At 57.9% G+C, this 25,519-nt stretch carries 19 protein-coding genes and 1 pseudogene; 4 read left to right on the top strand and 16 right to left on the bottom strand.

Translation table 11 applies throughout. The annotated features are described in order from the left end of the window. Positions 1 to 53: 53 nt before the first annotated feature. On the top strand, positions 54 to 341 hold the full coding sequence (gene rplY / locus ACTG2G_RS00660; RefSeq protein WP_005333252.1) for a 50S ribosomal protein L25: 288 nt from the start codon (positions 54 to 56) through the stop codon (positions 339 to 341). A gap of 106 nt (positions 342 to 447) precedes the next feature. On the opposite strand, the gene ACTG2G_RS00655 is transcribed toward rplY, so the two are convergent. Then, entirely contained in the window at positions 448 to 840 is a 393-nt protein-coding gene (locus ACTG2G_RS00655; protein ID WP_005360322.1) for a MerR family transcriptional regulator, read from the bottom strand. A 122-nt stretch (positions 841 to 962) separates the two neighbouring features. Here ACTG2G_RS00655 and ACTG2G_RS00650 point away from each other — a divergent pair, with 122 nt between their 5' ends. Beyond that, positions 963 to 2,138, top strand: coding sequence for a thiolase family protein (locus ACTG2G_RS00650; protein ID WP_421250178.1), 1,176 nt, complete (start codon positions 963 to 965; stop codon positions 2,136 to 2,138). On the opposite strand, the gene ACTG2G_RS00645 is transcribed toward ACTG2G_RS00650, so the two are convergent. The 11 genes from ACTG2G_RS00645 to ACTG2G_RS00595 all read right to left on the bottom strand — a co-directional run bounded on the left by ACTG2G_RS00645 (position 2,135) and on the right by ACTG2G_RS00595 (position 14,393). Beyond that, positions 2,135 to 3,358 carry an EAL and HDOD domain-containing protein gene (locus ACTG2G_RS00645; protein WP_005345291.1) on the bottom strand — a complete coding sequence of 408 codons (1,224 nt, stop codon included), beginning with the start codon at positions 3,356 to 3,358 and terminating at the stop codon, positions 2,135 to 2,137. The genes ACTG2G_RS00650 and ACTG2G_RS00645 overlap by 4 nt on opposite strands. A 116-nt stretch (positions 3,359 to 3,474) precedes the next feature. Continuing rightward, positions 3,475 to 4,731 carry an OmpP1/FadL family transporter gene (locus ACTG2G_RS00640; protein WP_216978734.1) on the bottom strand — a complete coding sequence of 419 codons (1,257 nt, stop codon included), beginning with the start codon at positions 4,729 to 4,731 and terminating at the stop codon, positions 3,475 to 3,477. Between the two features lie 251 nt (positions 4,732 to 4,982). Further along, positions 4,983 to 6,275 carry an outer membrane protein transport protein gene (locus ACTG2G_RS00635; protein WP_421387569.1) on the bottom strand — a complete coding sequence of 431 codons (1,293 nt, stop codon included), beginning with the start codon at positions 6,273 to 6,275 and terminating at the stop codon, positions 4,983 to 4,985. Between the two features lie 402 nt (positions 6,276 to 6,677). Further along, entirely contained in the window at positions 6,678 to 7,457 is a 780-nt protein-coding gene (locus ACTG2G_RS00630) for a DUF3379 domain-containing protein (RefSeq protein WP_421387568.1), read from the bottom strand. Next, a complete protein-coding gene (locus ACTG2G_RS00625) occupies positions 7,450 to 8,049 on the bottom strand; it encodes a sigma-70 family RNA polymerase sigma factor (protein ID WP_421387567.1) in 600 nt (199 codons plus the stop codon). Before ACTG2G_RS00625 ends, ACTG2G_RS00630 begins: the two co-directional genes overlap by 8 nt. Positions 8,050 to 8,062: 13 nt before the next feature. Next, positions 8,063 to 9,574: a hypothetical protein gene (locus ACTG2G_RS00620; protein WP_439985132.1), complete on the bottom strand. Its 1,512-nt coding sequence runs from the start codon at positions 9,572 to 9,574 to the stop codon at positions 8,063 to 8,065. A gap of 20 nt (positions 9,575 to 9,594) precedes the next feature. Then, positions 9,595 to 11,046, bottom strand: a complete 1,452-nt coding sequence (locus ACTG2G_RS00615; RefSeq protein WP_421387565.1) for a VWA domain-containing protein — start codon at positions 11,044 to 11,046, stop codon at positions 9,595 to 9,597. Beyond that, a complete protein-coding gene (locus ACTG2G_RS00610; protein WP_421387564.1) occupies positions 11,037 to 12,029 on the bottom strand; it encodes a VWA domain-containing protein in 993 nt (330 codons plus the stop codon). The genes ACTG2G_RS00615 and ACTG2G_RS00610 overlap by 10 nt, the downstream gene beginning before the upstream one ends. Then, positions 12,026 to 12,565: a DUF4381 domain-containing protein gene (locus tag ACTG2G_RS00605; protein ID WP_421387563.1), complete on the bottom strand. Its 540-nt coding sequence runs from the start codon at positions 12,563 to 12,565 to the stop codon at positions 12,026 to 12,028. The genes ACTG2G_RS00610 and ACTG2G_RS00605 overlap by 4 nt, the downstream gene beginning before the upstream one ends. After that, on the bottom strand, positions 12,550 to 13,452 hold the full coding sequence (locus ACTG2G_RS00600) for a DUF58 domain-containing protein (protein ID WP_421387562.1): 903 nt from the start codon (positions 13,450 to 13,452) through the stop codon (positions 12,550 to 12,552). Before ACTG2G_RS00600 ends, ACTG2G_RS00605 begins: the two co-directional genes overlap by 16 nt. Beyond that, the gene (locus ACTG2G_RS00595; RefSeq protein ID WP_421387560.1) at positions 13,443 to 14,393 is read right to left on the bottom strand and encodes an AAA family ATPase; all 951 of its coding nucleotides are present in this window, start codon (positions 14,391 to 14,393) and stop codon (positions 13,443 to 13,445) included. The genes ACTG2G_RS00600 and ACTG2G_RS00595 overlap by 10 nt, the downstream gene beginning before the upstream one ends. Positions 14,394 to 14,575: 182 nt before the next feature. On the opposite strand from ACTG2G_RS00595, the gene fadI reads away from it, so the two are divergent. Continuing rightward, a complete protein-coding gene (gene fadI / locus ACTG2G_RS00590; protein WP_439985016.1) occupies positions 14,576 to 15,886 on the top strand; it encodes an acetyl-CoA C-acyltransferase FadI in 1,311 nt (436 codons plus the stop codon). Beyond that, positions 15,886 to 18,033, top strand: a complete 2,148-nt coding sequence (gene fadJ / locus ACTG2G_RS00585) for a fatty acid oxidation complex subunit alpha FadJ (protein ID WP_421387594.1) — start codon at positions 15,886 to 15,888, stop codon at positions 18,031 to 18,033. Before fadI ends, fadJ begins: the two co-directional genes overlap by 1 nt. 161 nt (positions 18,034 to 18,194) lie before the next feature. On the opposite strand, the gene ACTG2G_RS00580 is transcribed toward fadJ, so the two are convergent. The 4 genes and pseudogenes from ACTG2G_RS00580 to ACTG2G_RS00565 all read right to left on the bottom strand — a co-directional run bounded on the left by ACTG2G_RS00580 (position 18,195) and on the right by ACTG2G_RS00565 (position 25,445). Then, positions 18,195 to 19,715: a SpoVR family protein gene (locus tag ACTG2G_RS00580; protein WP_040065652.1), complete on the bottom strand. Its 1,521-nt coding sequence runs from the start codon at positions 19,713 to 19,715 to the stop codon at positions 18,195 to 18,197. 9 nt (positions 19,716 to 19,724) lie between these two features. After that, positions 19,725 to 20,993 carry a YeaH/YhbH family protein gene (locus ACTG2G_RS00575; RefSeq protein WP_439985015.1) on the bottom strand — a complete coding sequence of 423 codons (1,269 nt, stop codon included), beginning with the start codon at positions 20,991 to 20,993 and terminating at the stop codon, positions 19,725 to 19,727. A 23-nt stretch (positions 20,994 to 21,016) separates the two neighbouring features. Further along, positions 21,017 to 22,939: a PrkA family serine protein kinase gene (locus tag ACTG2G_RS00570; protein WP_005333223.1), complete on the bottom strand. Its 1,923-nt coding sequence runs from the start codon at positions 22,937 to 22,939 to the stop codon at positions 21,017 to 21,019. Positions 22,940 to 23,530: 591 nt separating this feature from the next. Beyond that, positions 23,531 to 25,445, bottom strand: a pseudogene (locus ACTG2G_RS00565) (RecQ family ATP-dependent DNA helicase). Positions 25,446 to 25,519: the final 74 nt, after the last annotated feature.

The raw sequence follows: 25,519 nt of genomic DNA, 5'->3' as shown, positions 1-25,519 counted from the left end.
GTGCTGACCGGTCGCAGTTAGCACCATAAATTCATCCAAAAGAGATACATACTATGTCTTTCGTATTCCAAGCTGAAGTCCGTTCTGACCTGGGGAAAGGTGCGAGCCGCCGCCTGCGTCAAGCTGACCAAGTTCCTGCCATCGTTTACGGTGCAGGCAAAGAAGCCCTGTCCATCACTGTTGACCACAAGAAAATGATCCTGGCTCAAGAAAAGCCGGAATTCTATGAGTCTGTACTGACTCTGGTTATCAACGGTGAAGAAGTTAACGTAAAAGTGAAAGCTATCCAGCGTCACCCGGTACGTTACAAGCTGATCCACCTGGACTTCGTTCGCGTTTAATAGCGAACCGTCAGGTCGAAGAAAAGCCACTCTCAGGAGTGGCTTTTTGCTATCTGGCATCTTGTGAGCGGGCTGAAAGAGCTACCTGGTCAGCCCAGCAAGCCGGTTACCCCAGCTGGCTAAGGGCCTGTTGGCAACGCTGCTCGGCGGCATCAAGCTCCAGCAGTACCATCCTGATATCTTCCATCTGCTGTTGCAGTGTCTCCCGTTTTTCCTCAACCAGTCCCAGCATGGTCTGTAACTGGGTGCGGCTGCTCTTGTCGGCATCATAGAGATCAAACAGCTCGCGGATCTCGGCGAGGCTGAATCCGAGCCGCTTGCCGCGCAGGGTAAGCTTGAGGCGAACCCGATCCTGCTTGCTGTAGATGCGGGTCTGCCCTTCCCTGGCTGGATTGAGTAATCCCTGATCCTCATAGAAGCGGATGCTGCGCGTCGTAATATCAAATTCCCGAGCCAGCTCACTGATGCTGAAGCGCCGTCCTTCATCCTTGTTGTTCATACAGACTTCTTGGTGAACTAAATCCTGTCTGCACCTTACCTAAACGTAAACTGCACTGCAACTCTTGTTCCATCGCGTCAGAACCCCTATGTTATGGCCATGTAACAAACAGAGGTAGGCAAATGGATATTGCAATTGTGGCGGCAAAACGGACTCCGATGGGGGCGTTTCAGGGGGCATTGGCAGAGGTGACTGCGCCTGAGTTGGGAGCCTGTGCCATTGAGGCTGCACTACAGCAAAGTGGGCTTCGTAAGGAGCTTGTTAATGAAGTGTTTATGGGCAATGTGCTGGCGGCGGGCGTGGGGCAGGCGCCCGCCAGGCAGGCATTGTTGAAAGCAGGGCTGCCACATGGAGTGCCCGCTACCACGATCAACAAGGTGTGCGGCTCTGGCATGAAAGCAGTGATGATGGCGGCTGATACCATCCGTCTTGGCGACAACAGAGTGGTGGTGGCGGGAGGGATGGAGAGCATGAGTCGTGCTCCCTATCTACTGGATAATGCGCGCAGTGGCTTTCGGATGGGGCATCAACAGGTGCTGGATCACCTCTTCCTCGATGGTTTGCAAGATGCCTATGATGGCCAGTTGATGGGGATACATGCCCAGCGCAGTGCCGATCAGGCCGGTTTGACTCGCCGTGCTATGGATGAGTTCGCCCTGGCATCGCTGCAGCGTGCGCGCAACGCACAGCAATCAGGTGCGTTTGTGTCCGAATTGACAAGTGTCTATCGCGGTGATCGTCTGTTGCTGGCCGAGGACGAACAACCGGGCAAGGGCAGACCGGAGAAGATCCCGACCCTGAAGCCAGCGTTTGGCAAGGAGGGCACCATCACGGCGGCTAATTCGAGCTCCATCTCGGACGGCGCGGCGGCGCTGATATTGATGGATGGTGCCACGGCTAAAGCCTGGCAGGTACCAGTGCTGGCACGGATTGTCGCTTATCAGAGCCACGCGGCATTGCCCGCAGAATTTACCTCCGCGCCCATTGGCGCCATTTCACGGCTGCTGGCGCGTTTGGCATGGTCGGTGGAAGAGGTCGATCTGTTCGAGATCAACGAGGCTTTTGCCATGGTCACCATGCTGGCCATGAACGGGGTCGGTATTCCTCATCACAAGGTCAATGTGCATGGGGGGGCTTGTGCCCTCGGTCATCCCCTGGGGGCGAGTGGCGCGCGCATTCTGGTGACGCTCATTGCCGCGCTGCAGCAACGGGGTTTACGGCGGGGAGTGGCCGCCCTCTGTATCGGTGGTGGTGAGGCGACCGCTATCGCTGTCGAGGTGAATGACGAGACGAATTAATTGGTGGCTTCCATCGCCAGCAGCTGTTCGTTGACCCAGGTGGTGGCGGCCAGATAGAGGTGACTCACCTTATCCTCGTTGAGCCCTAACTTTGCGGTTCTGGCCGTGACTCTTGACCAGTTGGCATTTTCGTAATCTTCACAAAACGCGAGGTAGAAACCGAGATTGCCTTTGCGTTCCAGTAGCGCCAGCCGAATATCGTCGATAAGGGGAATAGTGCCGAGCAGCTTGTCCATCGGCTGCTCCATCAGCACGTCCAGCAGGGAAAAGAGGCCGGTAATAAATGCCTGTTGTGCCTGCTGGCTCGGGGCATGGGCATGAGCCAGCAGCTCACAGAAGCGGGCACGGATCATCGACATCTGGTAAAGCTCGGCGCTCTTGCCTTTGCCAGCGCTGGTCGCCGCCACCAGCGAGACAAAGCGCTTTAGCTGGGTGTTGCCCAGATAGATGGCAGCCTGGCGAAATGACGAAATAGGGTTGGTGTGACCTTTGAGATGGTTAACGTAGCGCAGCAGCTTGAGTGATAAAGAGATATCCTGACCGAGTAGTTGCTCAATCTTGTTGATATCAGGCTCTGCCTCGTTGACCACGTTGAGCAACTGCATCACTACGACCTGAGCCGGCTCCATGGTAGCTTGCTTGACCATCTCGGGTCGACTGAAGAAAAAGCCTTGGAACAGCTGGATCCCCAGCTGTTTGACCCGTTCGAACTCAGCCTTGTCCTCTACTTTTTCCGCCAGATAGGTGAGCCCCAGCGTTTGATGACGTTGGATAAACACCTTGATCTGCAGCAGGGGGGTAGCGCGAAGATCAAACTTAATGATGTGAATAAAGGGGAGGAAGCGCTCCCAATCCGGCGACATGGTGAAGTCATCGAGGGCCAGCTGATAACCCAGCTTGTGCAGCTGTTTCACCTTTTCCAGCAGGGCATCATCCGGTGGAGAATCTTCCAGGATCTCAATCACCACTTTTTCGGGCGGCAGGCACTCTGCCAATCCCTCCAGCAGCAGTGAGTGGGGAAAATTGATAAAGCAGGGGCGGCCCCCCAACAGCTGATCGATATTTTGTTGCAGAAACTGTTCAACCACCAGGCGTGACGTCGCCTGCTGGGAGGAGATACTCGGGAAGACATTATTCAGACTATCGCGAAAGAGCAGCTCATAGGCATGGGTATTGAGGTCTCTGTCGAGGATCGGCTGTCTTGCTACGTAGGAATACATGCCTTGCTCCAGTAAAGGTACTGGGTTGATTTTATGGTGTTGCGGAACACTATGCCAGTTTTGACCCTGTTCGGTAAGGCAATAATTGGCATAGCGTTTTTCTGCAGGGAAGGAACTTAGAAGAGATAACTCAATTGGGCGCCAGCCAGCCAGGCATCTCCCTCGGATGTCCCTTGGAAGGTGGAAATACTCTGCGGGTTGCCAGGTTGCAAAGCCATTTTTTCAGTAACATCAACCTTCTTGCCATCGATCAGGGTCAGCCCCAGATCCATGGTCAGGTTGGGGGTGAATTGATAACCCATCCCCAGGCTGTACCAAATTCGGTCTGCATCCGGAATGGAGATGGTACGGCGATCTGCTGGTACAGGGCTCGCATCGTAAGCTACTCCTGATCGCAGTTGCCACTGTGGAGTGAGTTGATAGGTCATCCCGATCGCATAGCGCCAGCTATCTTCCCAGTGTTCATCCTTGATATGCATGTTGGGCAGTGTATCCAGATCTGCTTCCAGCTGGACAAATTTGCTCCAGTTGGTCCAGTTCAGGCTGCCATGAATAGCCAGTTTTTCAGTCAGCTGATGAAATGCTGCAAGCTCTGCCGTTGCCGGTAGCGGAAGATCCAGAGAACCTGTGTCTCTGAGTTCTTTGCCGCTGGGCAGGCCAATGATGGCGTCACCCGAGAGTGTCAAGTTGACATCGTGCCGGTATGAGAGGCCAATCCGGGTCTGTTTGGATAGTTCCAGCAACGCGCCGACATTCCAGCCCCATGCCCAGCCATCTCCTTGCAGATGCTTTGCTATCAGGTTGCGCGAGGGGAAGGTGCCGCCGACTTCGCCCTCACCCTGAATAGCTGAAATACCGGCTCCCACCGACAACATCTCATTGATGCGATAGGCAAGTGAGGTACCCAGATCCATGGTCTTGATATCGGAAACATTACCAAAGTGCCCAGCGCTGTAGTTGTCTGGCATCTTGATGCCAAGGCCGTAGTAAGAGGTGGCCGAGAAGCCGAGGCGCCACTGTTCATTGAGCGGGATGATCAAATAGGCGTTGGGTACCCAGGCTGCGGCCGCGATATCGTGCGCACTCGCATCCGAGGTGACGATACCAGCTTGGGTCGGCAAGCGGGTGTTACCTTCAATATTGACGTCAGGACTGACATAGATGACACCGCCAGACAGCGCCATCTGATCGAAGCGGGTCATGGCTGCTGCATTGCGGGAGAGCACACTGGCGTTATCCGCGATGGCTGCCTCACCGGCAAAGGCGCGTCCAAGGCCTGTGGCGGATTGTTCAGCTAGCTGGAATCCGGCTGCGTGGGTCTGACCCGCGATCACCAGTAGGGCGATCGCGGACGGTTTGAGGATGGAATGCATGGAAAAGTCCTTGCTGTTACCCGAAGGTTTAATCGGTCATATCAATGAGGGCAGGATTTTATATGGTATGACCAGTAAGGCAACGGCAATGGCATCTATCTGGAGAAAACAAGATTAAATGCTGGAATGATGTGCTCTAATAGATTGATTGAAAAGGAAAAATAAACACATGTGTGCTACATGTGTGCGCTGAAATGGGTTTTCGGATAAAAAAAGAGCGCCTGTTGGCGCTCTCTCCATTCTATCAATAATCAGAACTTCATGTTGAACTGGGCAGAAGCTAGGAAGGCGTTGCCGTGGGAAGTACCTTGCCAGCGGTTCAAACTGTCGTGGTTTGGCAGGCCTTCATTGACATCGACTTCTTTGCCGTCCAGATAGGCCATACCAAAGTCAACGCTCATATCGGTATTGATATGGTAGGTAGCACCGGCGCTGTACCAAATACGGTCTGAGTCCGGAATACTCAAACTACGGTATTCAGCTTCAATCGGGGTGTTGTCATAGGCAAAGCCCAGACGAGCTTCCCAAGCTGGATTGATATACCAGGTACCGCCGATGGAGTAGCGAGTGGAGTCTTTAAATTTCTCGGGTTTATTGAGACATACGCCTGGTTGGCCTGGGGTATTACAGCCTGAGCTGGTCGCCTTTAATTCTTGGAACGCACTCCAGTCAGTCCAGTTAACAGAGTAGTGAACGGCGAATTGCTGATTCAAACGGTGATAACCGGCAAACTCGGCCTGAGCAGGGAGATCCAGTTTCAGATTGCCATCAACAGTGCGGTTCCCTGAAGTGAGCCCCTGGAAGTCACCATCAAAGCTCATATCGACCTGTGAACGGTAGGTCAGAGCAAAGCGATGGTTCTCATTGACTTCGTACAGAGTGCCAACGTTCCAGCCAAAGCCCCAAGTGTCCCCCTTAAGATGAGCGACATTGGTATCTTTGGGCAAAGCTGTGCCAGTGTAACCCGCAAAACGGTTAAGCTCTGCGGCACCGTAAACAGCGTTGATACCGGCACCCACACTGAAGTGCTCATTGATGCGATAGGCGATGTTCGGGTTGATATTGAGAGTCATCAACTCGGTATTACCTGCGCCAGCACCGGCTGGGAAGGTTTCTGAGTACTCGGTGGATAGGCCGTAGTTGGAGAAGAGGCCAATACCCCAAGCCCACTGGCCATTCAGCGGCTGAATAAAGTAAGCAGCAGGAACGAAGGCTGCCGGAGCAATGCCTGACTCGCTTGCATCGGTTAATTTGGCAAGTTTGTTACCGTTTGCATCAACCCGATTTATTGCACCATCTACATCCACATCCGGTTTGATGTAGGTGCCGGAGACAGAAACTGCCATCTTGTCGAAGGTGGTCATGGCGGCCGGGTTACGGGCCAGAACGGAGGCGTTGTCGGCAATAGCTGCTTCACCGGCATAGGCGCGACCCAGACCGGAGGCCGAGTGCTCGTTCAACTGGAATGCCGCAGCATGGACTTGACCGGTGGCCAGCGCGATGGTGGCGGCAATCAGGCTCTTTTTGAAAATAGTTGTCGTCATGGTGTTCTCTCTTGTAGGCAGATTTTTTTGCCGATATTGGCTGCACGTTCAATGCAAACCTCGACAAAATCCGTTTTTATTTCAGCTTCTTCCCAATCAATTCTGGCGTGATTCTATGGATCTGGTAGGAGGTAAGAAATCAGACCAGTGACAGCAGAATACATAAAAGTGATCGATGTGTTAATCATTTGTTTTAGCTTGCTGTTTAATTCATCATTTTGAGGGTCTAAAGGTGGATTATTGACCTGGATTGCCGATCTCCGTCACAAAAATAATTTTGTCAATTTTTCGAAATATTGAGGCAAATAAGTGACAAAGAGGAGTAATCAGGGGGAGAACAGGCAGCGGCTGGTGACCGCCGCCTGCTATTGAGGATGGCTCTGAGGTTGTTAACCAGCGATGTTAAATGTCCCAATGCAGACGTGACTGCAGGGCGTTGGCAACGGGGGCAAGTGGCTCTCTCATCTCGCCAATCAGTACCATATTGGCGCCTTTGAGCTGGACAATCTCCCCTTTGAGGGTGCCATCTTCAAAGGTGGCCTGTTGCAGGGTTAATGGCACATGTTTGGGCACTAAAAAGAGAGTGACTGGCCCCATCTTTCCCTGGATCACCATGTGCAAGGCTGGTCCCTGATAAAACGAGCAGTGATTGACATAGGTCACCTTGAGCCCATCCATTCCGCTCAAGGTGGCGCCATACTTCTCCATCTTGGCATTGATGTTATGCAGATTGACCTGCTCATCGACACCTTCAATAAAGGGTTCTTCGCCATAGACATGAGCCATCGCTACCTGTGCGAGGGAGAGGGCCGCAGGAGCCGTTTCTGGCAGCGTGATCCAGCGGGTGCTCATTCCCAGCAGGAAGGCGACCGATGCAGCCAGGGCGATCTGGCGCCAGGATGTCGATGTCCGGAGCTTGACTGGCGCCGTGCCAAGGGGTCGGGATGGCGGCATATCATCTGGCGCATCACTGTCTTGCAGCATGGCTTGCCTGAGCAGGATCCGCTCGGCCAGTCCGGCGGGAACCTCAACCTGCATGGCGTGCTTGAGAGTTCTGTCGAACTGCTTCATCTCGTCGAGATAGTTCCGATTGGCCTGGCTTGCTTCTGCGGCTTTGAGAAAATCCGGCAGTTTATCGTTGGGCTGGATCATGGCGTTGCGGCGAAATTCGAGTTCATCCATGTCCGTGTCCTCTTGCTTGGTTCTTCTGCTCCATCGCCTCCTTGATCTGGTTGCGGGCGCGAAACAGTCGGGTCATGACGGTGTTTTTGTTGAGGCCGAGCATCTCGGCAATCTCCTCACCACTGAATCCTCCCACGACTTGCAGCAGCAGTGGCTCCTGGTACTCCTCGGGCAATCGGGCGATGTGACGGTGCAACCACTCGTTCTCCATCTCCTGTTCGCTGTGCAGCGCATCGTGCTGGGGCTGAGGGTGATCGTCGAGATCCACCAGCTCCAGCTGTTTGCGTTCAAAGCGGCGTGCGTTCTCCCGTCTGAGGATGGTGATCAGCCACCCTTTGGCCGCCTTGTCATCCTGCAGGGTGTCGATGGCCTTCCAGGCACGCAGGAAGGTCTCTTGCACCAGATCTTCAGCCGCGTTGGGATCCCGGGTCAGCCAGTAGGCATACCGGTAGAGATCGCCGTGCAGCGCATGAACCAGTGCTTCAAATTTGGTTTGTTTGTCAGCCATGGGATCAGAGACCGGCGAAGTGGCCGGATCATTTCCACCAATATGCTGCTGAGCACGTTTTTTTCTAAAAAACAGCAGTGCCATAGGGCAATCCTTGTCAGGGGGCGTGGCGGCGGGAGCGGGAAATCCCGTGCGCCAGCAGGTAAATCAGGTACGCAATACCGGCCGTTTCATCAGCCCTGAGGATACGCGCCAGAGCGCGCCACTCGATGGGCGGGCCAGAATAGGGCAGTGCAAAACAGGCTCGCTCGAGTGCGGCGAGCGCGTTGCCGAGCCGATTATGCCCAGCGTCAGGCAACTGGCCTAATTGATAATAGGAGACCTGCCAGCGCATGGTCGCCCACTTGATCAGCGCCTTGCGACTGGCATCCGGCTGGTGTTGGGCAAGGGCACGTTGCAGTTGATAGAAGGCGCGCCAGCGGGGCCCGTTGCGCCATAGCGTACGCAGCGTTATGGCAAGCACGACCCACCAAAGGCTCTCTCGCAGTGCCACCTGCGATGTCTGCTGATCAGGTTGCCGATTTGTCGTTGCCTGAAACGTCAGCGTAATGGCGGGCAGGCTGGCCTGTTCAATCCGGCCGCTTTGGGTATTAAACCAGGGCAGATCAATGGGGGGGAGCTGATAGTCGCCGCTCTGATCCGCAACCAGAGTCTGGCGCCACTGTCGCTCAAACAGCAGCTTGCCATCTCGGTAACGCTCCTGCTGTTGCTCGCCATCGGGATGTGCCTGTATGCCGTTTGGCAGTTGATGGGCCATCAGGGGGGCAAGCTGTATCTGGCCGTTGTCACCATTCTCCATGGTCAGGGTGAGGATCCGGATCAGCGGTTCACCCACTTCCCCCGTGCTGGCCGGTTCAAGCCGCTGGCTCAGGGTCAGCCGGGTGGCCACCGGTGTAGCGGGGGCTTTGTCGACCCCCACCTCGAGTGGTGCCGCACGGGCCGAGAGTTTTTGCGGCTTGCCCCCTTGCGGCGTGAGCTGCCCCTGCAAGCGGGGTGAGTCGAGGTACCAGAGTCCCGGCGCTTTTGCCTGAATAAGCCAGCTGCGGGTGAGCCGGCCAGGCAGACCTGCCTGAGCGGGGGCGATCCACTCGTCGCTACCGAGGCGACGGATGGTGAAGTGGGCAGAGCTGAGTTCGCTCAGGGCCGGGTTTTGCATGCTGGTAGGCAGCCAAAGAGTCAGGCGGTAGATCACCGGCTGGCCGGGATAGAGTGGGCCCTGATGATCAAGGCTGGCCTGCATCTCGAGGGGCGAGGGGGCTGCGGGTTGTGGCAGCGCCGCTGTTTTCACCTCTCTCAATGGCAGGGTGAGCGAGGGGGTAAACTCATTTCCCAGCTTGAGCGGGGCAATCACCACCTCGGTATTTGCAGGTGAGTCGCTCTGGTGCAGCGGGATCTGCCAGCGAGTCAGTTGTTGTACCGGGGTGGTGACCCGGCTCATGGTCACTCTGCCCACTGCAAACTGGCGCAGTAAGGGGGTGATCTCCAGTTCGCTGCTCTGGCGCTCACCATCCGCTTCGATGATCAGCAGCCAATCGCTGGGGGCGGCCCCCGGCAGCAGCTCTGCCCGAGGGGGCAAAGCCCAGCAAAGTGGACTCGCGAGTGCGAGCAACAGCCCCCATCCTGCCCGTGTCACCAGGGCTCCTCCACCTTGATAAGATCCCGGCGCAGTGCCTCTTTGCGCAGTCGCTGCTCCAGCAGCAACACTGGGGGGGAGGGTGGCAGGGGCATTGCCGTCGCCTGCTGAGCTGCCGATGGTTCGGGTTGCTTGCTGGTGCTGGTATCGGGAGCGGCCGCCGCTGCGCCCTGTAACAGAGAGAGGTTATATAGCGCATCTTCATGGCCGGGTTCAAGCGCCAGAGCGGCCAGATAGGCCTCCTTGGCGGCCGCAAACTCCCCCAGTTGCAGCAGGGCATTGCCGCGGTTGTAGTGGGCGGTGGCGCTCGTCGCTTCCTGATAGGCTGCGATGGCTTGCCGGTAGGCGCCAGCCCGATACCAGGCGTTGCCGCGCCAGACTGGATCGTTGAAGGTGCGGGCCGCCCGCTGAAAATCCCCCTCTTGATAAGCCTGCATCGCTTGCAGGTCTCCCCGCTCTGCTGCTTGCAGGTCTTGTGGCGCCAGCAGCTGAGATCCCATCATCAGCGCCACCATCAACCGTGCGCCGACTCTGGCCAGCAAGGCCAGTGGTAACAATGGGATCAGCAGCCAGGGGCCAAGATCCAGTGGCGCCGGGGTGAGGGCTGAGGTCGTGGCGGGGAGAGGGGCAAATCGGGGGACATCGCTACCAAGCCACTGCAGCTCACCGCCGAGGCGATTGGCCAGTGCGGCAATGGCCTGACTATCGGGGGCGGGCAACTGCGCGGGCATGCGGGTGGCAAACCCCAACTCATTGGCCGGAATGGCGGGCATCGGGGCCGGTTGACCGCTGCTGGCAAGCAGAATATCGAGGCGTGCCGACTGGGTGTCGCGGCAAAGAAGGCGTTGCTGGCAGGGCCACAGGTCGGCGATTTTGGTCATCTGATTCTGGGTGAGGTCGTCGGTGATCAGCAGCAGACGCGCTTGTTCTCCAGGGGCCAGCTGCTTCATGGCAAGTTCCACCGCCCGTGCCGGATTGCTGCCCTGCAGCGGCATGATATCGGGGCGCAAGTCGGGCAGTAGCAGCGAAAGGGCCTGATGATCCCGGGTTGGCGGCATGGCGAGGTAGGCGTCGCCTGCGTAGAGGATCAGCGCAATGCGCTCGCCCTTGGTGCGACTCAGCAGCTGCTGTAATTGCCATCTGACCCGGGTTGCCCGATCCGGTTTGAGATCGGTGGCGGTCATCGAGCGTGACAAGTCCAGTAGCCAGATATCTAGCGGTGCTGCAGGCTGCTGTTGCAGCTCACCGCGCAGTGCCGGTCCACTCAGGGCCAAAATGACGGGCAGGGTTGCCAGCCAGAGCCAGGGGCGCTGAGGACGGGATGCTGGCAGCAGATAAGCCTGCATCGCAGGTGCGAGCAGCGGGGGCTGGCGACGACGGTGCCATCCTTGCCAGAGCCAGGGGATGAGTGCGATCAGCCACAGGGGGCGAAGCAAGATCAGCTCCATCTGCGTGCACCTCGTGTCAGCCAGCTACGCACCATGCAAAACTCCAGCCTGCCGTGCCCTGATGGTAGAAGCAGCAGGCCACAAAGCAGTGCCAACGGCCAGGGGTAGAGCTCGATCACCGGCTGGTAGTGGGCAATCGGCATAGGGGCAGGTTCAAGGGCATTGAGAGTCGCGTTGATGGCATCGAGATCGCTTTGGGTGCGTGCCCGAAAGTAACGCCCCTGGCCTGTCTGGGACAGCGCTTGAAGAAGCGGCTCGTCCAGTTCGCTGCTGGGATCGGCCTGACCGCTGCCCGCCTCATCGTAGGGTTGGATAAAGGTATCGGGATCGGCCCCGACCCCCAGCGTGTAGATCCGTATTCCCTGCTCTGCGGCGAGTTTGGCCTCCTGCAGCGGGTCGGCATTGCCTGCGGTATTTCTGCCATCAGTGACCAGCAGCAGGGCGGTGGGGCGACCCGGATCCCCATGCTGACGTGCCAGCTGGATCGCCTCGCCAAGGGCGGTGGTGCGGCCGACCAGATCAAAATCGAGCTCGTCGCTCAAGGTCAACAGTGCCGGGATCTCCTGAGTGAGGGGAGAGAGCAGGTAGGCGTGATCGGCAAAGACGATGAGGCCCACCCTGTCTCCGGCCCGTTTGGCGATCAGCGCCTTGATCTGCTGGCGCACCGCAGTCAGCCGCGCTTGTTGTTCGCCGTTATCGAGCATATCAGGGGTGCGCATGCTGTCTGACAGATCCACCGCCAGCAGCAGATCCCGACTCCCTTCATATTGAATAACCGGTTCTCCCCACCACTGGGGGCGGCAGAGGGCGAGGATAAGGGCGCACCAGAGCAGCATGGCGCGCCAGAGCGGCAATCCGGCCTGAGGACGCAGCAGGGCAAACCCGGGGTGAGCCAGATAGCCGCGGCGCAGGGGCGGCAAGCCGAAGCGCACCAGCAAGGGCAGCACCAGCGCCAGCGCAAACCAGGGCCAGGCCAGGATCATGAATGCCTCCGTACGGCTTTACGCCCCGAGTGGGGGGAGCGTTGCAAGAATAGGGTCTGACCCCAGCGGCGATAATGTTGCCGAAGCTGTTCGCACTGCTCGCGAGTCGGGTTCTGGCTGCCATAGAGCCAACTGCTCCAGTGAGACGAGAACTGGCTGAAATCGCTGCCGCCGTGACGATCAACGAAGGCGAGCCACGCCTCTCCCTGTAGCTGGCGCGCCTCGGGCCAGCGTTGCAGTGCTTCATGACGCAGGGCCTCCTGTATGCGTGCCGCCAGCAGCGCCGGATCTCCTTCCAGCTGGCGACACCAGTGGCGGTAACGTATCACCCTGCGGGCAATCAGGACGATCATCAGTAGCAATAACCCTGTGATCAATAGCCACAGTAGCGCCTGCACTCTGGGGTCAAGACTCTGTTCAATCAGATCCGGCCCCGGGTGGATGTCGCGCATCAGGGCGGCCAGCGGCGGAGTGATGGCGTCGGAGGCGGGACTGGCGCTGTCGAGTTCGGCGGGGGAGATCATCCCTGATGACATAACCCCTCCTGCCACTGCTGTTGCAGCGTCTGGCTGTTATCGAGCAGATAGAGACGTTGCACCAATGGCAACAGCAACTGCTTGCCGTGGGCCAGTTGCTGTTCGGCAGCTTGCCGGTAGCGGCGGGAGAAACCGGCATGGCCCCCATCCAGCCAGCCCTGATAGTGCTGCCCTGGCCGATCGATAGCCACTGGCAGCTGGCCGTCAGGGGGAAGGGCAGCCTCGAGGGGGTCACGGATCTGCCAATAGTGAATATCATGGCGCCGCGAGAGCAGTTGCAATTGCTGACAGAGCACCGACTCGCAGGGTCTGTGATCGGTGATGATCGTCAGCTTGGCACCGTGAGGCAGCTTCACGCCGGACAAGGTGTCGGCCAGAGAGTGAGAAAGCGCCCGGCGGGCCAGCCCTTGCTGATAGTGATGGCAGAGGGATTCGAGCAGGGGCAGCACGCTGCCGCGCTGGCTCTGGTGATGGGGGATAAGCCCGTGGCAGATCAGGGTGTTGTGCCGCTGCTCCCCTTGCCAGATCAAGGCTGCTGCCAGCTCGCACCCCAGACGCGCCTTGAGCTGCAGCGTGGAGCCGAAATACATGGCAGGAGAGAGATCGAGCAGCAGCCAGTGCGCCTGATCGAGCTCCTCGCTGTAGAGGCGGGTATAGGGACGACCGAGGCGTGCGGTCACTCGCCAGTCGATATGGCGTACCTCGTCACCAGCCTGATAGGCGCGCAGCTCCCGAAACGTGAGCCCGGGAGATCGGCCCGGTTTGCCGCGTTCGCTGCTGCTTCTGCCTGCGTGAGGTGGCTTCCTGGCCTTGGCCCATAGCCTGATATTGAGCAGCCGTGGCAGCGACAGGGCGATATCGGGATGGAGCTCCGGCGCTAGGGACATGGCACCTGATCCAGCAGTTGGGCGATCAGGATATCGTTATCCAGATTGTCGGCCAGTGCCTGATAGCTGGGAATAAGGCGGTGGCGCAGCACCGGATAGGCTTGCAGCTGGATATCTTCCGGCAGCACATAATCTCGTCCGGCAAGCCAGGCTCGGGCGCGGGCGGAGCGAGCCAGCCCAAGTGTGGCGCGGGGGCTTGCCCCCACGACAATCAATGGCTCAAGGGCAGGGCAAAGACCGCTGCCCGGGCGAGTGGCGCAGACCAGCTCCACCAGATAGTGCTCCAGTCTGCTTTGCATGGTCACCGCCAGCACTTCGCTGCGGGCACGTTGCAAGGTGGTCTGGCTCAGGGTCACCGGCGCCTCACCAAGCTGTTCACCACCGGCATTGAGCTGCAAGATGGCGAGCTCCATGGCCGGGCTCGGATAATCGACTATCAGCTTGAGCAAGAAACGGTCGAGCTGTGCTTCCGGCAAGGGATAGGTTCCCTCCTGCTCGATGGGGTTCTGGGTGGCGGCGACCATAAAGAGAGGTGGCAGCCGCCAGCTCTTTTTGCCCACGGTGATCTGGTGTTCGGCCATGGCTTCCAGCAGCGCTGATTGTACCTTGGCTGGCGCCCGGTTGATCTCGTCTGCCAGCACCAGATGGTTGAAGAGGGGGCCGGGCTGGAAAACAAAACTGGCATCCTGCGGGTGAAACACCTCGCTGCCGGTGAGATCGGCAGGAAGCAGGTCGGGGGTAAACTGGATACGGGCAAAGCGCCCTTCGACGGCGCCAGCGAGCGCCTTGACGGCGCGGGTTTTGGCAAGGCCGGGGGCCCCTTCGATTAACACATGTCCTTCACATAACAGGGCAATCAGGAGCCCTTCTATTAGCTCCTCCTGCCCCAGGATCTGACTGCCAAGATAGTCCCTAAGTGCTCTGAACTCGGCCGCTGCCATGCGATAAACCCGTTGTTTTTATGGAAGTTGATCTTTTTATACTCCAGTTGCTCCCCAAGGGCGAGCAAAGGGGCCTTGCCGTGCTTAATTTAGTTTCAATCAGCTGTATGAAACTTGTGATTGGATTGTTAAGATGTGGCGCAATGAGGTCAGACCTCTGCCTTTTAAACCAAGGAGCCAGGATGAAACAGCCATTGAAACTGACGACTCGCCAGGGCGAACGGATTGCCGTCGTGGCGGGGCTGCGTACCCCCTTTGCCAAGCAGGCCACCGCCTTTCATGGCGTGCCTGCAGTCGATCTCGGCAAACTGGTGGTGAGCGAGATGCTTACCCGTACCGATCTCGATCCCAAGCTTATCGACCAGCTGGTGTTTGGCCAGGTGGTACAGATGCCGGAAGCCCCCAATATTGCCCGCGAGATCGTGCTCGGTACCGGCATGAGCGTCAATACCGATGCCTATAGCGTCTCCCGCGCCTGCGCCACCAGCTTTCAGGCGGTGGCCAACGTCACCGAATCCATCATGGCCGGTACCGTAGACATCGCCATCGCTGGCGGTGCTGACTCCTCCTCCGTACTGCCTATCGGAGTGAGCAAGAAGCTGGCCCGCGCCCTGGTGGATCTCAACAAGGCGCGCAATCTGCAGCAGCGCTTCAATATTCTGAGGACATTGAGGGTCAAGGATCTGCTGCCGGTGCCGCCCGCTGTGGCGGAATATTCGACCGGCCTCTCCATGGGGCAGACCGCTGAGCAGATGGCCAAGAGCCACCAGATCAGCCGCGAGGCGCAAGATGCGCTGGCTCATCGCTCCCACACCCTGGCCGCGCAGGCTTGGGCCGATGGCAAGCTCAGCGGTGAGGTGTTTACCGCTCATGTACCGCCTTACAAATCACCGCTCGAGCGGGACAACAATATTCGTGAAAGCTCGGATCTCGCGAGCTACGCCAAGCTCAAGCCGGTGTTTGACCGAGTCCATGGCACAGTCACTGCTGCAAATGCCACCCCGCTCACTGACGGCGCCGCTGCCGTGCTGTTGATGCGCGAAGGGCGGGCGAAAGAGCTGGGCCTCGAACCGCTTGGCTATATCCGCAGCTTCGCCTTCTCGGCCATCGATGTCTGGCAAGACATGCTGATGGGGCCCTCCTATGCCACGCCGCTGGCGCTGGACAGAGCCGGCATCACGCTCAGCGATTTGACTCTGATCGACATGCACGAAGCCTTTGCCGCCCAGACGCTGGCCAACCTCAAGATGTTCTCAAGCCACGAGTTTGCCCGTGACAAGCTGGGCCGCGATCAGGCCATCGGCGAGGTGGACATGGAGAAGTTCAACGTCCTCGGCGGTTCGCTGGCCTATGGCCACCCCTTTGCCGCGACCGGTGCGCGGATGATCACCCAGACCTTGCATGAGCTGCGTCGTCGCGGCGGGGGACTGGGGCTTAACACCGCCTGTGCGGCGGGTGGATTGGGCGTGGCTATGGTGTTGGAGGTTGAATGATGAGCGCTAAGACTTTTTCCCTGGATGTTCGCAAAGATGGCATCGGTATCCTCACCATGGATGTGCCGGGCGAGAGCATGAATACCCTGAAAGCCGCCTTTGTCGAGGAGATCCGCTCCGTACTGGACGAGGTAAAACGCAACAAGGATTTGATCGGGCTGGTGATCACCTCCGGCAAAAAGGACTCCTTCATCGCCGGCGCTGACATCACCATGCTGGCCGCCTGTACCAGTGCCAAGGATGCCGAGACCCTGTCGCGAGAAGGGCAGGAGATCTTTGCCGAGATCGAGGGGCTGACCATTCCGGTGATCGCCGCCATTCATGGCCCCTGCCTCGGTGGCGGGCTGGAGCTGGCTCTTGCCTGTCATGGCCGGGTGGTGACCGATCACGGCAAAACCGTGCTGGGATTGCCGGAAGTTCAGCTCGGTCTGCTGCCGGGCTCTGGCGGTACCCAGCGTCTGCCGCGCCTCATCGGGGTGGCCAAGGCGCTGGATATGATGCTGACCGGCAAGCAGGTGCGGGCCAAACAAGCCAAGAAATTGGGGCTGGTGGACGATGTGGTGCCGCCTTCCATCCTGCTGGATGCAGCCATCAAGCTGGCCAAGAAGGGTAAGCCCCGTCATCAATTGAAGCGGGATCTGCAGGGCAAGGTGCTGGAGACCAACAAGCTGGGTCGCAAGGTGCTGTTCGATCAGGCCAGCAAAGGGGTGAAAGCCAAGACCCGTGGCAACTATCCTGCGCCGGAGCGGATCCTCGAGGTGGTGCGGATCGGTGTGGAAGAGGGGATGAAGGCAGGTCTGGCCGCCGAATCCCGTCACTTTGGCGAGTTGGTGATGACTGCTGAGTCTGCCGCCCTGCGTTCCATCTTCTTTGCCACCACCGAGATGAAGAAAGAGGTCACCTATCAGGGGGCCGAGCCGCGCAAGGTGGCCCATGCCGCCGTGCTGGGCGGTGGTCTGATGGGGGGCGGCATTGCGTTCGTCACCGCTACCAAGGCGGGCGTACCTGTGCGGATCAAGGATGTGGCAAGTAGTGGCATCGGCAATGCCATGCGCTACAGCTACGACATTCTGGCCAAGAAGCTCAAGCGCCGTCACATTTTGCGCAGCGAGCTGGAAAAGCAGATGAGCCTGTTGACCGGTGCCCTCGACTACTCCGGTTTCCACCGGGTCGACATGGTGGTGGAGGCGGTGTTTGAAGATCTCGCGCTCAAACACCAGATGGTGAAAGACGTGGAGCGTGAGTGCGGTGAGCACACAGTGTTTGCCTCCAACACCTCTTCCCTGCCCATCAACCAGATTGCGGCGGAGGCGGCGCACCCAGAGCGAGTCGTGGGGCTGCACTACTTCAGCCCGGTGGACAAGATGCCGCTGGCGGAGATCATCCCCCACGCTGGCACCAGTGCCGAGACGGTCGCCACCACCCTGGCTTTTGCCCGCGCCCAGGGCAAAACGCCTATCGTGGTGAAGGACGAAGCCGGTTTCTACGTCAACCGCATCCTGGCGCCCTACATGAATGAGGCGGCAAGACTGGTGCTGGAAGGGGAGCCGGTAGAGGTGCTCGATAGCGCGCTGCTGGACTTTGGCTTCCCGGTTGGCCCCATCACCTTGCTCGACGAGGTGGGGATCGATGTGGGCGCCAAGATCTCCCCCATTCTCGAGAAAGAGCTGGGCGGCGAGCAGTTCCAGGCGCCCAAGGCGTTCGACAAGCTGCTGCAAAATGATCGCAAGGGACGCAAGAACGGCAAGGGCTTCTACCTCTATGGCAAGGCGGCACCGCGCAACAAGCTGACTGGCAAAGAGGGCAAGAAGACGGTGGACGAGAGCGTCTATGGCGTGCTCGGCATCAAGCCGTCTGCCAAGCTGGCTCGTCAGGAGATCGCCGAGCGCTGCGTGTTGCTGATGCTCAACGAAGCGGCGATGGCGTTGGATAGCGGTGTGGTGGCGTCGGCCCGTGATGGCGATATCGGTGCCATCTTCGGTATCGGCTTCCCGCCATTCCTTGGCGGCCCGTTCCGCTACATGGACACTTTGGGAATTGATCATCTGGTTGGCCGTCTGGAGTATTACCAGAAGCGACACGGCGACCGGTTCGCCCCCTGTGCCCGTCTCAAGGCGATGGCCGCAGAGCAGCAGACCTTCTACTGATAATCGCTGCAAAGTGACCGCAAGGCAAAGAGGCCCGCACCCCATGCGGGCCTCTTTCTATGTTGTGGTTTGTTCCGGTTGTGCTGCGATGATGCAGGCAGAGGCAAATGCTGATAAAAAACGGCCCACTGAAGTGGGCCGTCGAGATATAGGGGCATGGGTCAGATCCCAGGTTTGCGCTCCGGGCAGCGGCCGATGATATCGGGTGGCAGCTCGCCGTTATCCTGCTCCAGCACCACGTCGAATCCCCACAGTTGATGCAGGTGTTTGAGCACCTCATGGCGAGAGTCGCCAAGGGGGATGCGGTTGTGGGGCACATAGCGCAGGGTGAGGGAGCGATCCCCCTTCACGGCGACGTTGTAGACCTGAATATTAGGCTCCAGATTGCTTAGGTTGTACTGGGCCGACAGAGTATTGCGCACCTGACGGTACCCCTCGTCATTGTGGATAGCGGAGACCTTCAGATAGTTCTTCAGATCGTCGTCATCAATGGCGAACAACTTCATATCCCGCATCACTTTCGGGCTTAAGAACTGGCTGATAAAGCTCTCGTCCTTGAAGTTCTGCATGGCAAAGTGGAGGGTGTCGACCCAGTTGCTGCCGGCATAGTCGGGGAACCAGTATCTGTCCTCCTCGGTCGGGTTCTCGCAGATGCGGCGCAGGTCGGTAAACATGGCAAACCCCAGCGCATAGGGGTTGATCCCCGAGTAGTAGCGGCTGTTGTAAGCCGGTTGATAGACCACGTTGGTGTGGCTGTGCAGCACCTCCATCATGAAGCGATCGCTCAGCTTGCCCTCGTCATAGAGGTGATTGAGGATGGTGTAGTGCCAGAAGGTGGCCCACCCCTCGTTCATCACCTGAGTCTGCTTTTGCGGATAGAAATACTGGCTGATCTTGCGCACGATGCGCACCACTTCCCGCTGCCAGGGCTCCAGCAAGGGGGCATTCTTCTCGATGAAGTAGAGAATGTTCTCCTGGGGCTCTGCGGGGTAGCGCCTGTCCTCTACCCCCGCGGCTTTATGCTGCTTGGGCAGGGTTCGCCACAGCTCGTTGACCTGAGTCTGCAGATAATCTTCCCGCGCCTTCTGACGCCGCTTCTCCTCAGCCATCGAGATCTTCTGGGGACGCTTGTAGCGATCCACCCCAAAGTTCATCAGGGCATGGCAGGAGTCGAGCAACTGCTCCACCGCCTCGATACCGTGCTTCTCTTCACACTGAGTGATGTAGTTCTTGGCAAACAGCAGGTAGTCGATGATGGAGGAGGCATCGGTCCAGGCCTTGAACAGGTAGTTGTTCTTGAAGAAGGAGTTGTGACCGTAGCAGGCGTGGGCCATCACCAGCGCCTGCATCGGCATGGTGTTCTCCTCCATCAGGTAGGCGATGCAGGGATCGGAGTTGATGACGATCTCGTAGGCCAGCCCCATCTGGCCGCGCTTGTAGTTGCGCTCGGTATGGATAAAGCGCTTGCCGAACGACCAGTGCTGATAGCCGATGGGCATGCCGACGCTGGAGTAGGCATCCATCATCTGTTCGGCGGTGATCACCTCGATCTGGTTGGGGTAGGTATCCAGCTTGTAGAAACGGGCGACCCGGGCGATCTCCTGGTGATAGGTCTCCAGCAGATCGAAGTTCCAGTCTGGTCCGTCATCCAGTGGCGCTACACGTTTTTCTGTTTCGATCATGTGACCTCCTCACGCCGCTTGTTTCTTGAACAGCTCGCGGAACACCGGATAGATATCCTCGACCTTGCGAATGTGCTCCATCGCAAAGTGGGGGAACTGGCTGGCTACCGACTCATATTCGTGCCACAGAGTCTGGTGGGCACGGGTGGTGATCTCGATGTAGGAGTAGTACCGCACCCTTGGCATGATGTCCCGCGCCAGAATTTCACGGCACTGCGGTGAGTCATCAGCCCAGTTGTCACCATCCGATGCTTGCGCCGCATAGATGTTCCACTGGTTGGCCGGGTAACGCTCGTTGATGATGTCGTTCATCATCTTGAGGGCGCTGGAGACGATGGTGCCGCCTGTCTCCTGGGAGTAGAAGAACTCGTGCTCGTCCACCTCCTTGGCCTGGGTGTGGTGGCGGATATAGACCACCTCGACGTTCTTGTAGGTCCGGCTCAGGAACAGATAGAGCAGGATATAGAAACGCTTGGCCATCTCCTTGGTGGCCTGATCCATGGAGCCCGAGACGTCCATCAGACAGAACATCACCGCCTGGCTGGAGGGGACGGGCCGTTTGACGAAGTTGTTGAATTTGAGATCGAAGGTGTCGATAAATGGCACCGCATCGATCCGTCGTTTTAGCTCCCTGATCTCCTTCTCGAGCAGGGCGATCTCGGCAAAGTGTTCGTTGGGATCGGTGGCCAGCAGAGCCAGCCGCTCTTCCAGTTCGTGCAGTTGGCGTTTCTTGCCCGCTTGCAGCGCCATGCGCCGCGCCAGCGAATTTTGCAGGGAACGCACCACGTTGATGTTGGCGGGCACCCCGTTGGAGGTGTAGCCCGTCCGATAGGTTTTCACCTCCATCAGCTGGTTGAGCTGGGTTTTCTGCAGCCTGGGCAGCTCCAGATCTTCAAACAGCAGATCGAGATACTCATCCTTGGAGATCTGGAACACGAAATCATCGGCCCCTTCTCCCTGATTGGATGCTTGTCCCTCACCGGAACCCTGTCCGCCCCCTCCTTTGGGGCGGTCAATCTTGTCGCCGGAGACGAACTGGTCATTGCCGGGATGCACCATCTCCCGTTTACCACCGTGCCCCTGATGAAAATGGGGCTCGCCGATATCCTTGGTCGGGATGCTGATGCTCTCGCCCTTGTCTACGTCCTGAATGCTGCGCTTGGAGACAGCATCCGAGACCGCTTGTTTTATCTGCTTCTTGTAGCGGCGGATGAAGCGCTGCCGATTGACAGCGCTTTTGTTTTTGCCGTTGAGCCTGCGGTCGATAAAATGCGCCATAACTCCCCCTTGAACAGTCAGGGTCAGGATGACTTGCGTACCCTGAGATACCATTCGGAGAGCAGTCGCACCTGTTTGCGGGTGTAGCCTTTCTCCATCATCCGTTCGACAAAGTTATCGTGCTTCTTCTGCTCCTCGGCCGAGGTTTTGCTGTTGAAGGAGATAACCGGCAGCAGCTCTTCCGTGTTGGAGAACATCTTCTTCTCGATCACAGTGCGCAGCTTCTCGTAACTGGTCCAGTTGGGGTTACGGCCTGCATTGTTGGCCCGGGCACGCAGCACGAAGTTGACGATTTCGTTACGGAAATCTTTCGGGTTGCTGATCCCGGCGGGTTTTTCAATTTTCTCCAGCTCGCTGTTGAGCGAAGCCCGATCAAACAGCTGGCCGGTTTCGGGGTCACGGTACTCCTGATCCTGGATCCAGAAGTCGGCGTAGGTGACGTAGCGATCGAAGATGTTCTGACCGTACTCGGAGTAGGACTCGAGATAGGCGGTCTGGATCTCCTTGCCGATGAACTCCACATAGCGCGGGGTCAGATAGCCCTTGATGAACTCAAGGTAGCGATCGTGCAGCTCTTGCGGGAACTGCTCGCGCTCGATCTGCTGCTCCAGCACATAGAAGAGGTGCACCGGGTTGGCTGCCACTTCCGCGTGGTCGAAGTTGAAGACGCGGGAGAGGATCTTGAACGCAAAGCGAGTAGAGAGACCATTCATCCCCTCGTCCACACCGGCGTAGTCGCGATACTCCTGATAGCTCTTCGCCTTGGGATCGGTGTCTTTCAGGCTCTCGCCATCATAGACCCGCATCTTGGAGTAGATGCTGGAGTTTTCCGGCTCTTTCAACCGTGACAGTACCGAGAACTGGCCCAGCAGCTCTAGGGTGCCCGGAGCGCATTTGGCCTCGGTCAATTCGCTGTTGATCAGCAGTTTCTCGTAGATCTTCACCTCTTCGGAGACGCGCAGGCAGTAAGGCACCTTGACGATGTAGACCCGGTCGAGGAAGGCCTCGTTGTTCTTGTTGTTGCGGAACTGCTGCCACTCGGATTCGTTGGAGTGAGCCAGCAAAATGCCGTCAAAGGGGAGGGCTGAGAGCCCTTCGGTACCGTTGTAGTTCCCCTCCTGAGTTGCAGTCAGCAGCGGGTGCAGCACCTTGATGGGGGCCTTGAACATCTCCACAAACTCCATCACCCCCTGGTTCGCTTTACACAGCGCACCTGAGTAGGAGTAGGCATCTGCGTCATCCTGGGCGAAGTGCTCCAGCATGCGGATGTCGACCTTGCCGACCAGTGAGGAGATGTCCTGGTTGTTGTCATCGCCCGGCTCGGTTTTGGCAATGGCAATCTGATCGAGGATGGAAGGATTGACCTTCTCCACCTTGAACTTGGTGATGTCGCCGCCAAACTCGTGCAGGCGTTTGGCAACCCAAGGGGACATGATGGGGCGCAGATAACGGCGCGGGATGCCGTACTCTTTTTCCAGGATCTCCCCATCCTCTTCGATGTCGAACAGGCAGAAGGGGTGATCGTTGACCGGTGAGCCCTTGATGCGATAGATGGGCACCTTCTGCATCAGGGATTTGAGTTTCTCTGCCAGCGAGGATTTACCGCCGCCAACGGGGCCCAGCAGATAGAGGATCTGTTTCTTCTCCTCCAGCCCCTGGGCGGAGTGTTTGAGGTAGGAGACGATCTGTTCGATGGCCTCTTCCATCCCGTAGAAATCCTTGAAGGCGGGATAGCGTGCCACGACGCGGTTGGAGAAGAGTCGGCTCAGTCTGGGGTTGGCTGAGGTGTCTACCATCTCCGGCTCACCGATGGCGGTCAGCAGACGTTCGGCCGCAGAGGCGTAGCAGGCTTTATCCTGCTTACACATATCCAGGAACTCCTGGATGGTATATTCCTCTTCTCTCGCTTTTTCATATCGCTGTTGGTAATGCTCGAATATGCCCATAACTTTGCCCTCGTTATAGTCGCTTACCCTGAAAAAAGTGGATGACTGCTTTTGTGTTGTGCGCTTTTAAAGCCTAGTCAACAGACTCCAGTAATCCATCACGGTTGATAGGTTAAATTCTGAAGAAACCTGCCCGATCCTTGTGCGGGGAGGGTCAGTCAACAACACCGCTATGTTACTGACTGTTAAATTATTTTTGCCACGATAGTGAGGTAAATGTCAAAGACATAAAAAATAAATGTTTATGGGAAAGAGGGAACTTATTGCGAAAAGATTAAGGGGTTTGACGAAAGTCAATGGGGCTGCGGGTTGGCGGGGTTATGAATAGAAATACCATTACGTGAACGTTAACGTAAATTGCCTTGTTTGGATTTTTTGCTCTAATTTTTACATTGACGCTACATTTTGAGTGCCATAGATTGGCGATGTGTGAGCAGCAAGACGCTTTAGCAAGAGAGTTGACTGTTGCCTCACCAAGCTCTGTTTAAGCACGTTTCCGTTGGCTTGACCCTCGCAACCGCGAGGGTCTTCTTTTTCTGCGTCTGTAAACGCTTGTTTCTGCTGGTGGCTATTGACGCCGCCAGCACTCATCTAGCAAGGGTAGGCTTGTTGCACTGCCGCCAGGACGCGGGCAAACGGGTACGCGGCCAACTGGCCTGCGCCCGCCAGCGATTTGGCCTTGACCCGGCTGGTCAGCGGTGTGGCGATACCGCACAAAAAACGGGCCAGGACACGCGCATCCACCGAACCTGTCTTGGCAATCAGCGGATCGCACCAGGCGCGGATCCCCGCCTCGTTTGGCATGGCCAGTTGGGGTAGGGGAGGGAGATGTGCTACCTCGCCGCGACAAACCGAACAGTGGCCACAATGAACCGGCGCCACCTCATCGGCAAAATAGCGGGCGAGGCGGTGGCTCAGGCACTCACTTGAGGTGAAAAAGTCGAGCATGGCTTGCAGTCTTGCCAGCTCGCTCTGCTTTTTGCAGGAACAGGGCGTGCAGGGCTTTTGCTTCCTGCTCGTTGTCCCACCCCTGACTGTTGATCCGGTAGACCTCGGTCATCTGTTTGCTTTCAAGCTCGATCCAGCCTTGCTGCTGCAGGTAGTCGAGCGCCGCAACCGCCCGCTGTCGCTCCCCCTGATAGCCCTGCCAGAGGGCGTCAAAGTCCATGGTGCACCAACTGCGCGCTTGCGGGGCGCAGGCGAACAGTTGCTCCAGAAACTGGCGACGATCCGGATTGAAGCGGCTCACTATCTCGCCTTTATCCAGCACAAACTTGAAGCGGTAATCGGCGTAGTAGCTGTAGGCCGGGGTGATGATGCCTGCCATCTCCAGATAGACCAGCAGGGTTTTAAGGGGCAACTGGCGGATATTGGTGTCGTTGGAGAGGCGCAGCAGGGTGAATTCCCACTCGCTTCCACTCTGCTTGATGATGGCAAGAAGTTGGAGAATGGCACTCAAATCCGGCGTATCGCCGTAGACGAAGTTCTCCAGCACCGGCAGCTGGCTCTGGTTGGCCAGCACGATACAGCGCGATGGTTGGCCATCCCGTCCGGCGCGGCCAATCTCCTGGCTGTAGTTCTCGATGGATTTGGGCAGATCGTAGTGAATGACCCGCCGGATATCCGCTTTGTCGATCCCCATGCCAAAGGCGATGGTGGCGACGATGCAGTCCACCTTGCCCGCCATGAAGTCGTGCTGGATTTGACTGCGCAGCGCCGAGTCGAGTCCGGCATGATAGGCGCGGGCGTTGATCCCTTCTCTAATGAGTTGCTCGGCACAGGCTTCTGCGGTGTGTTGCAAGGTGACGTAGACGATGGTGGGGGCCGCCGGAGCGTTGGCCAGCTCCTGTGCGAGCCAGCTATCCCGCGCGTCGGGCGACAGGGGAATGACCGCAAGATCAAGATTGGGGCGATAGAAACCGGTGACCACGACCCCCTCCGGCGCGATGCCGAATTTGGTCTGCATATCCTGAATAACCGCCGGTGTGGCGGTAGCGGTCAGCAGCAATACCTGCGGGATCTTCAGGTCATGGCGATAGCTCGGCAGCTTGAGGTAGTCGGGGCGAAAGTTGTGGCCCCACTCAGAAATACAGTGAGCTTCGTCAACCACCAGCAGTGAGAGCGGCACTTGCTGGATAAAGCGGCGAAAGCGCTCGTTCTTGAGTCGCTCCACCGAGATCATCAGGATCTTGAGCTGGCCATCCAGCGCCTGCTGCATCACTCGTCGGCTCTCCTCCGGGCTCTGGCTCGAATCGAGGGTGGCGGCGCTTATTCTCTTGCTTTTGAGGAAGGCGAGTTGATCGTGCATCAGCGCTAGTAGCGGCGAGATAACCAGGGTCAGGTGAGGCAGGGCGAGGGCAGGCAGTTGATAACAGAGGGACTTGCCGGAGCCGGTGGGAAAGATGGCGGCGGCACTCTGACCTGCCAGCACTCGGCTGATCACCGCTTCCTGACCTGGCCTGAGTGCGGAGAAACCAAAATATTGGTTGAGCAGGGATGGGATCATGGCAAGGCTCCGCGGCAAATGGGGGATGATAGCACAGCGATGCCGGTCACGGGTGACGCAGGAATGGTCGTGAG

The sequence above is a fragment of the Aeromonas sp. 55A genome (assembly GCF_051919665.1).
In the GTDB taxonomy this organism is placed as follows: domain Bacteria; phylum Pseudomonadota; class Gammaproteobacteria; order Enterobacterales; family Aeromonadaceae; genus Aeromonas; species Aeromonas veronii.
Note: the sequence above shows the minus strand (reverse complement) of the source record. Positions and strands in the feature narration are given on the sequence as shown.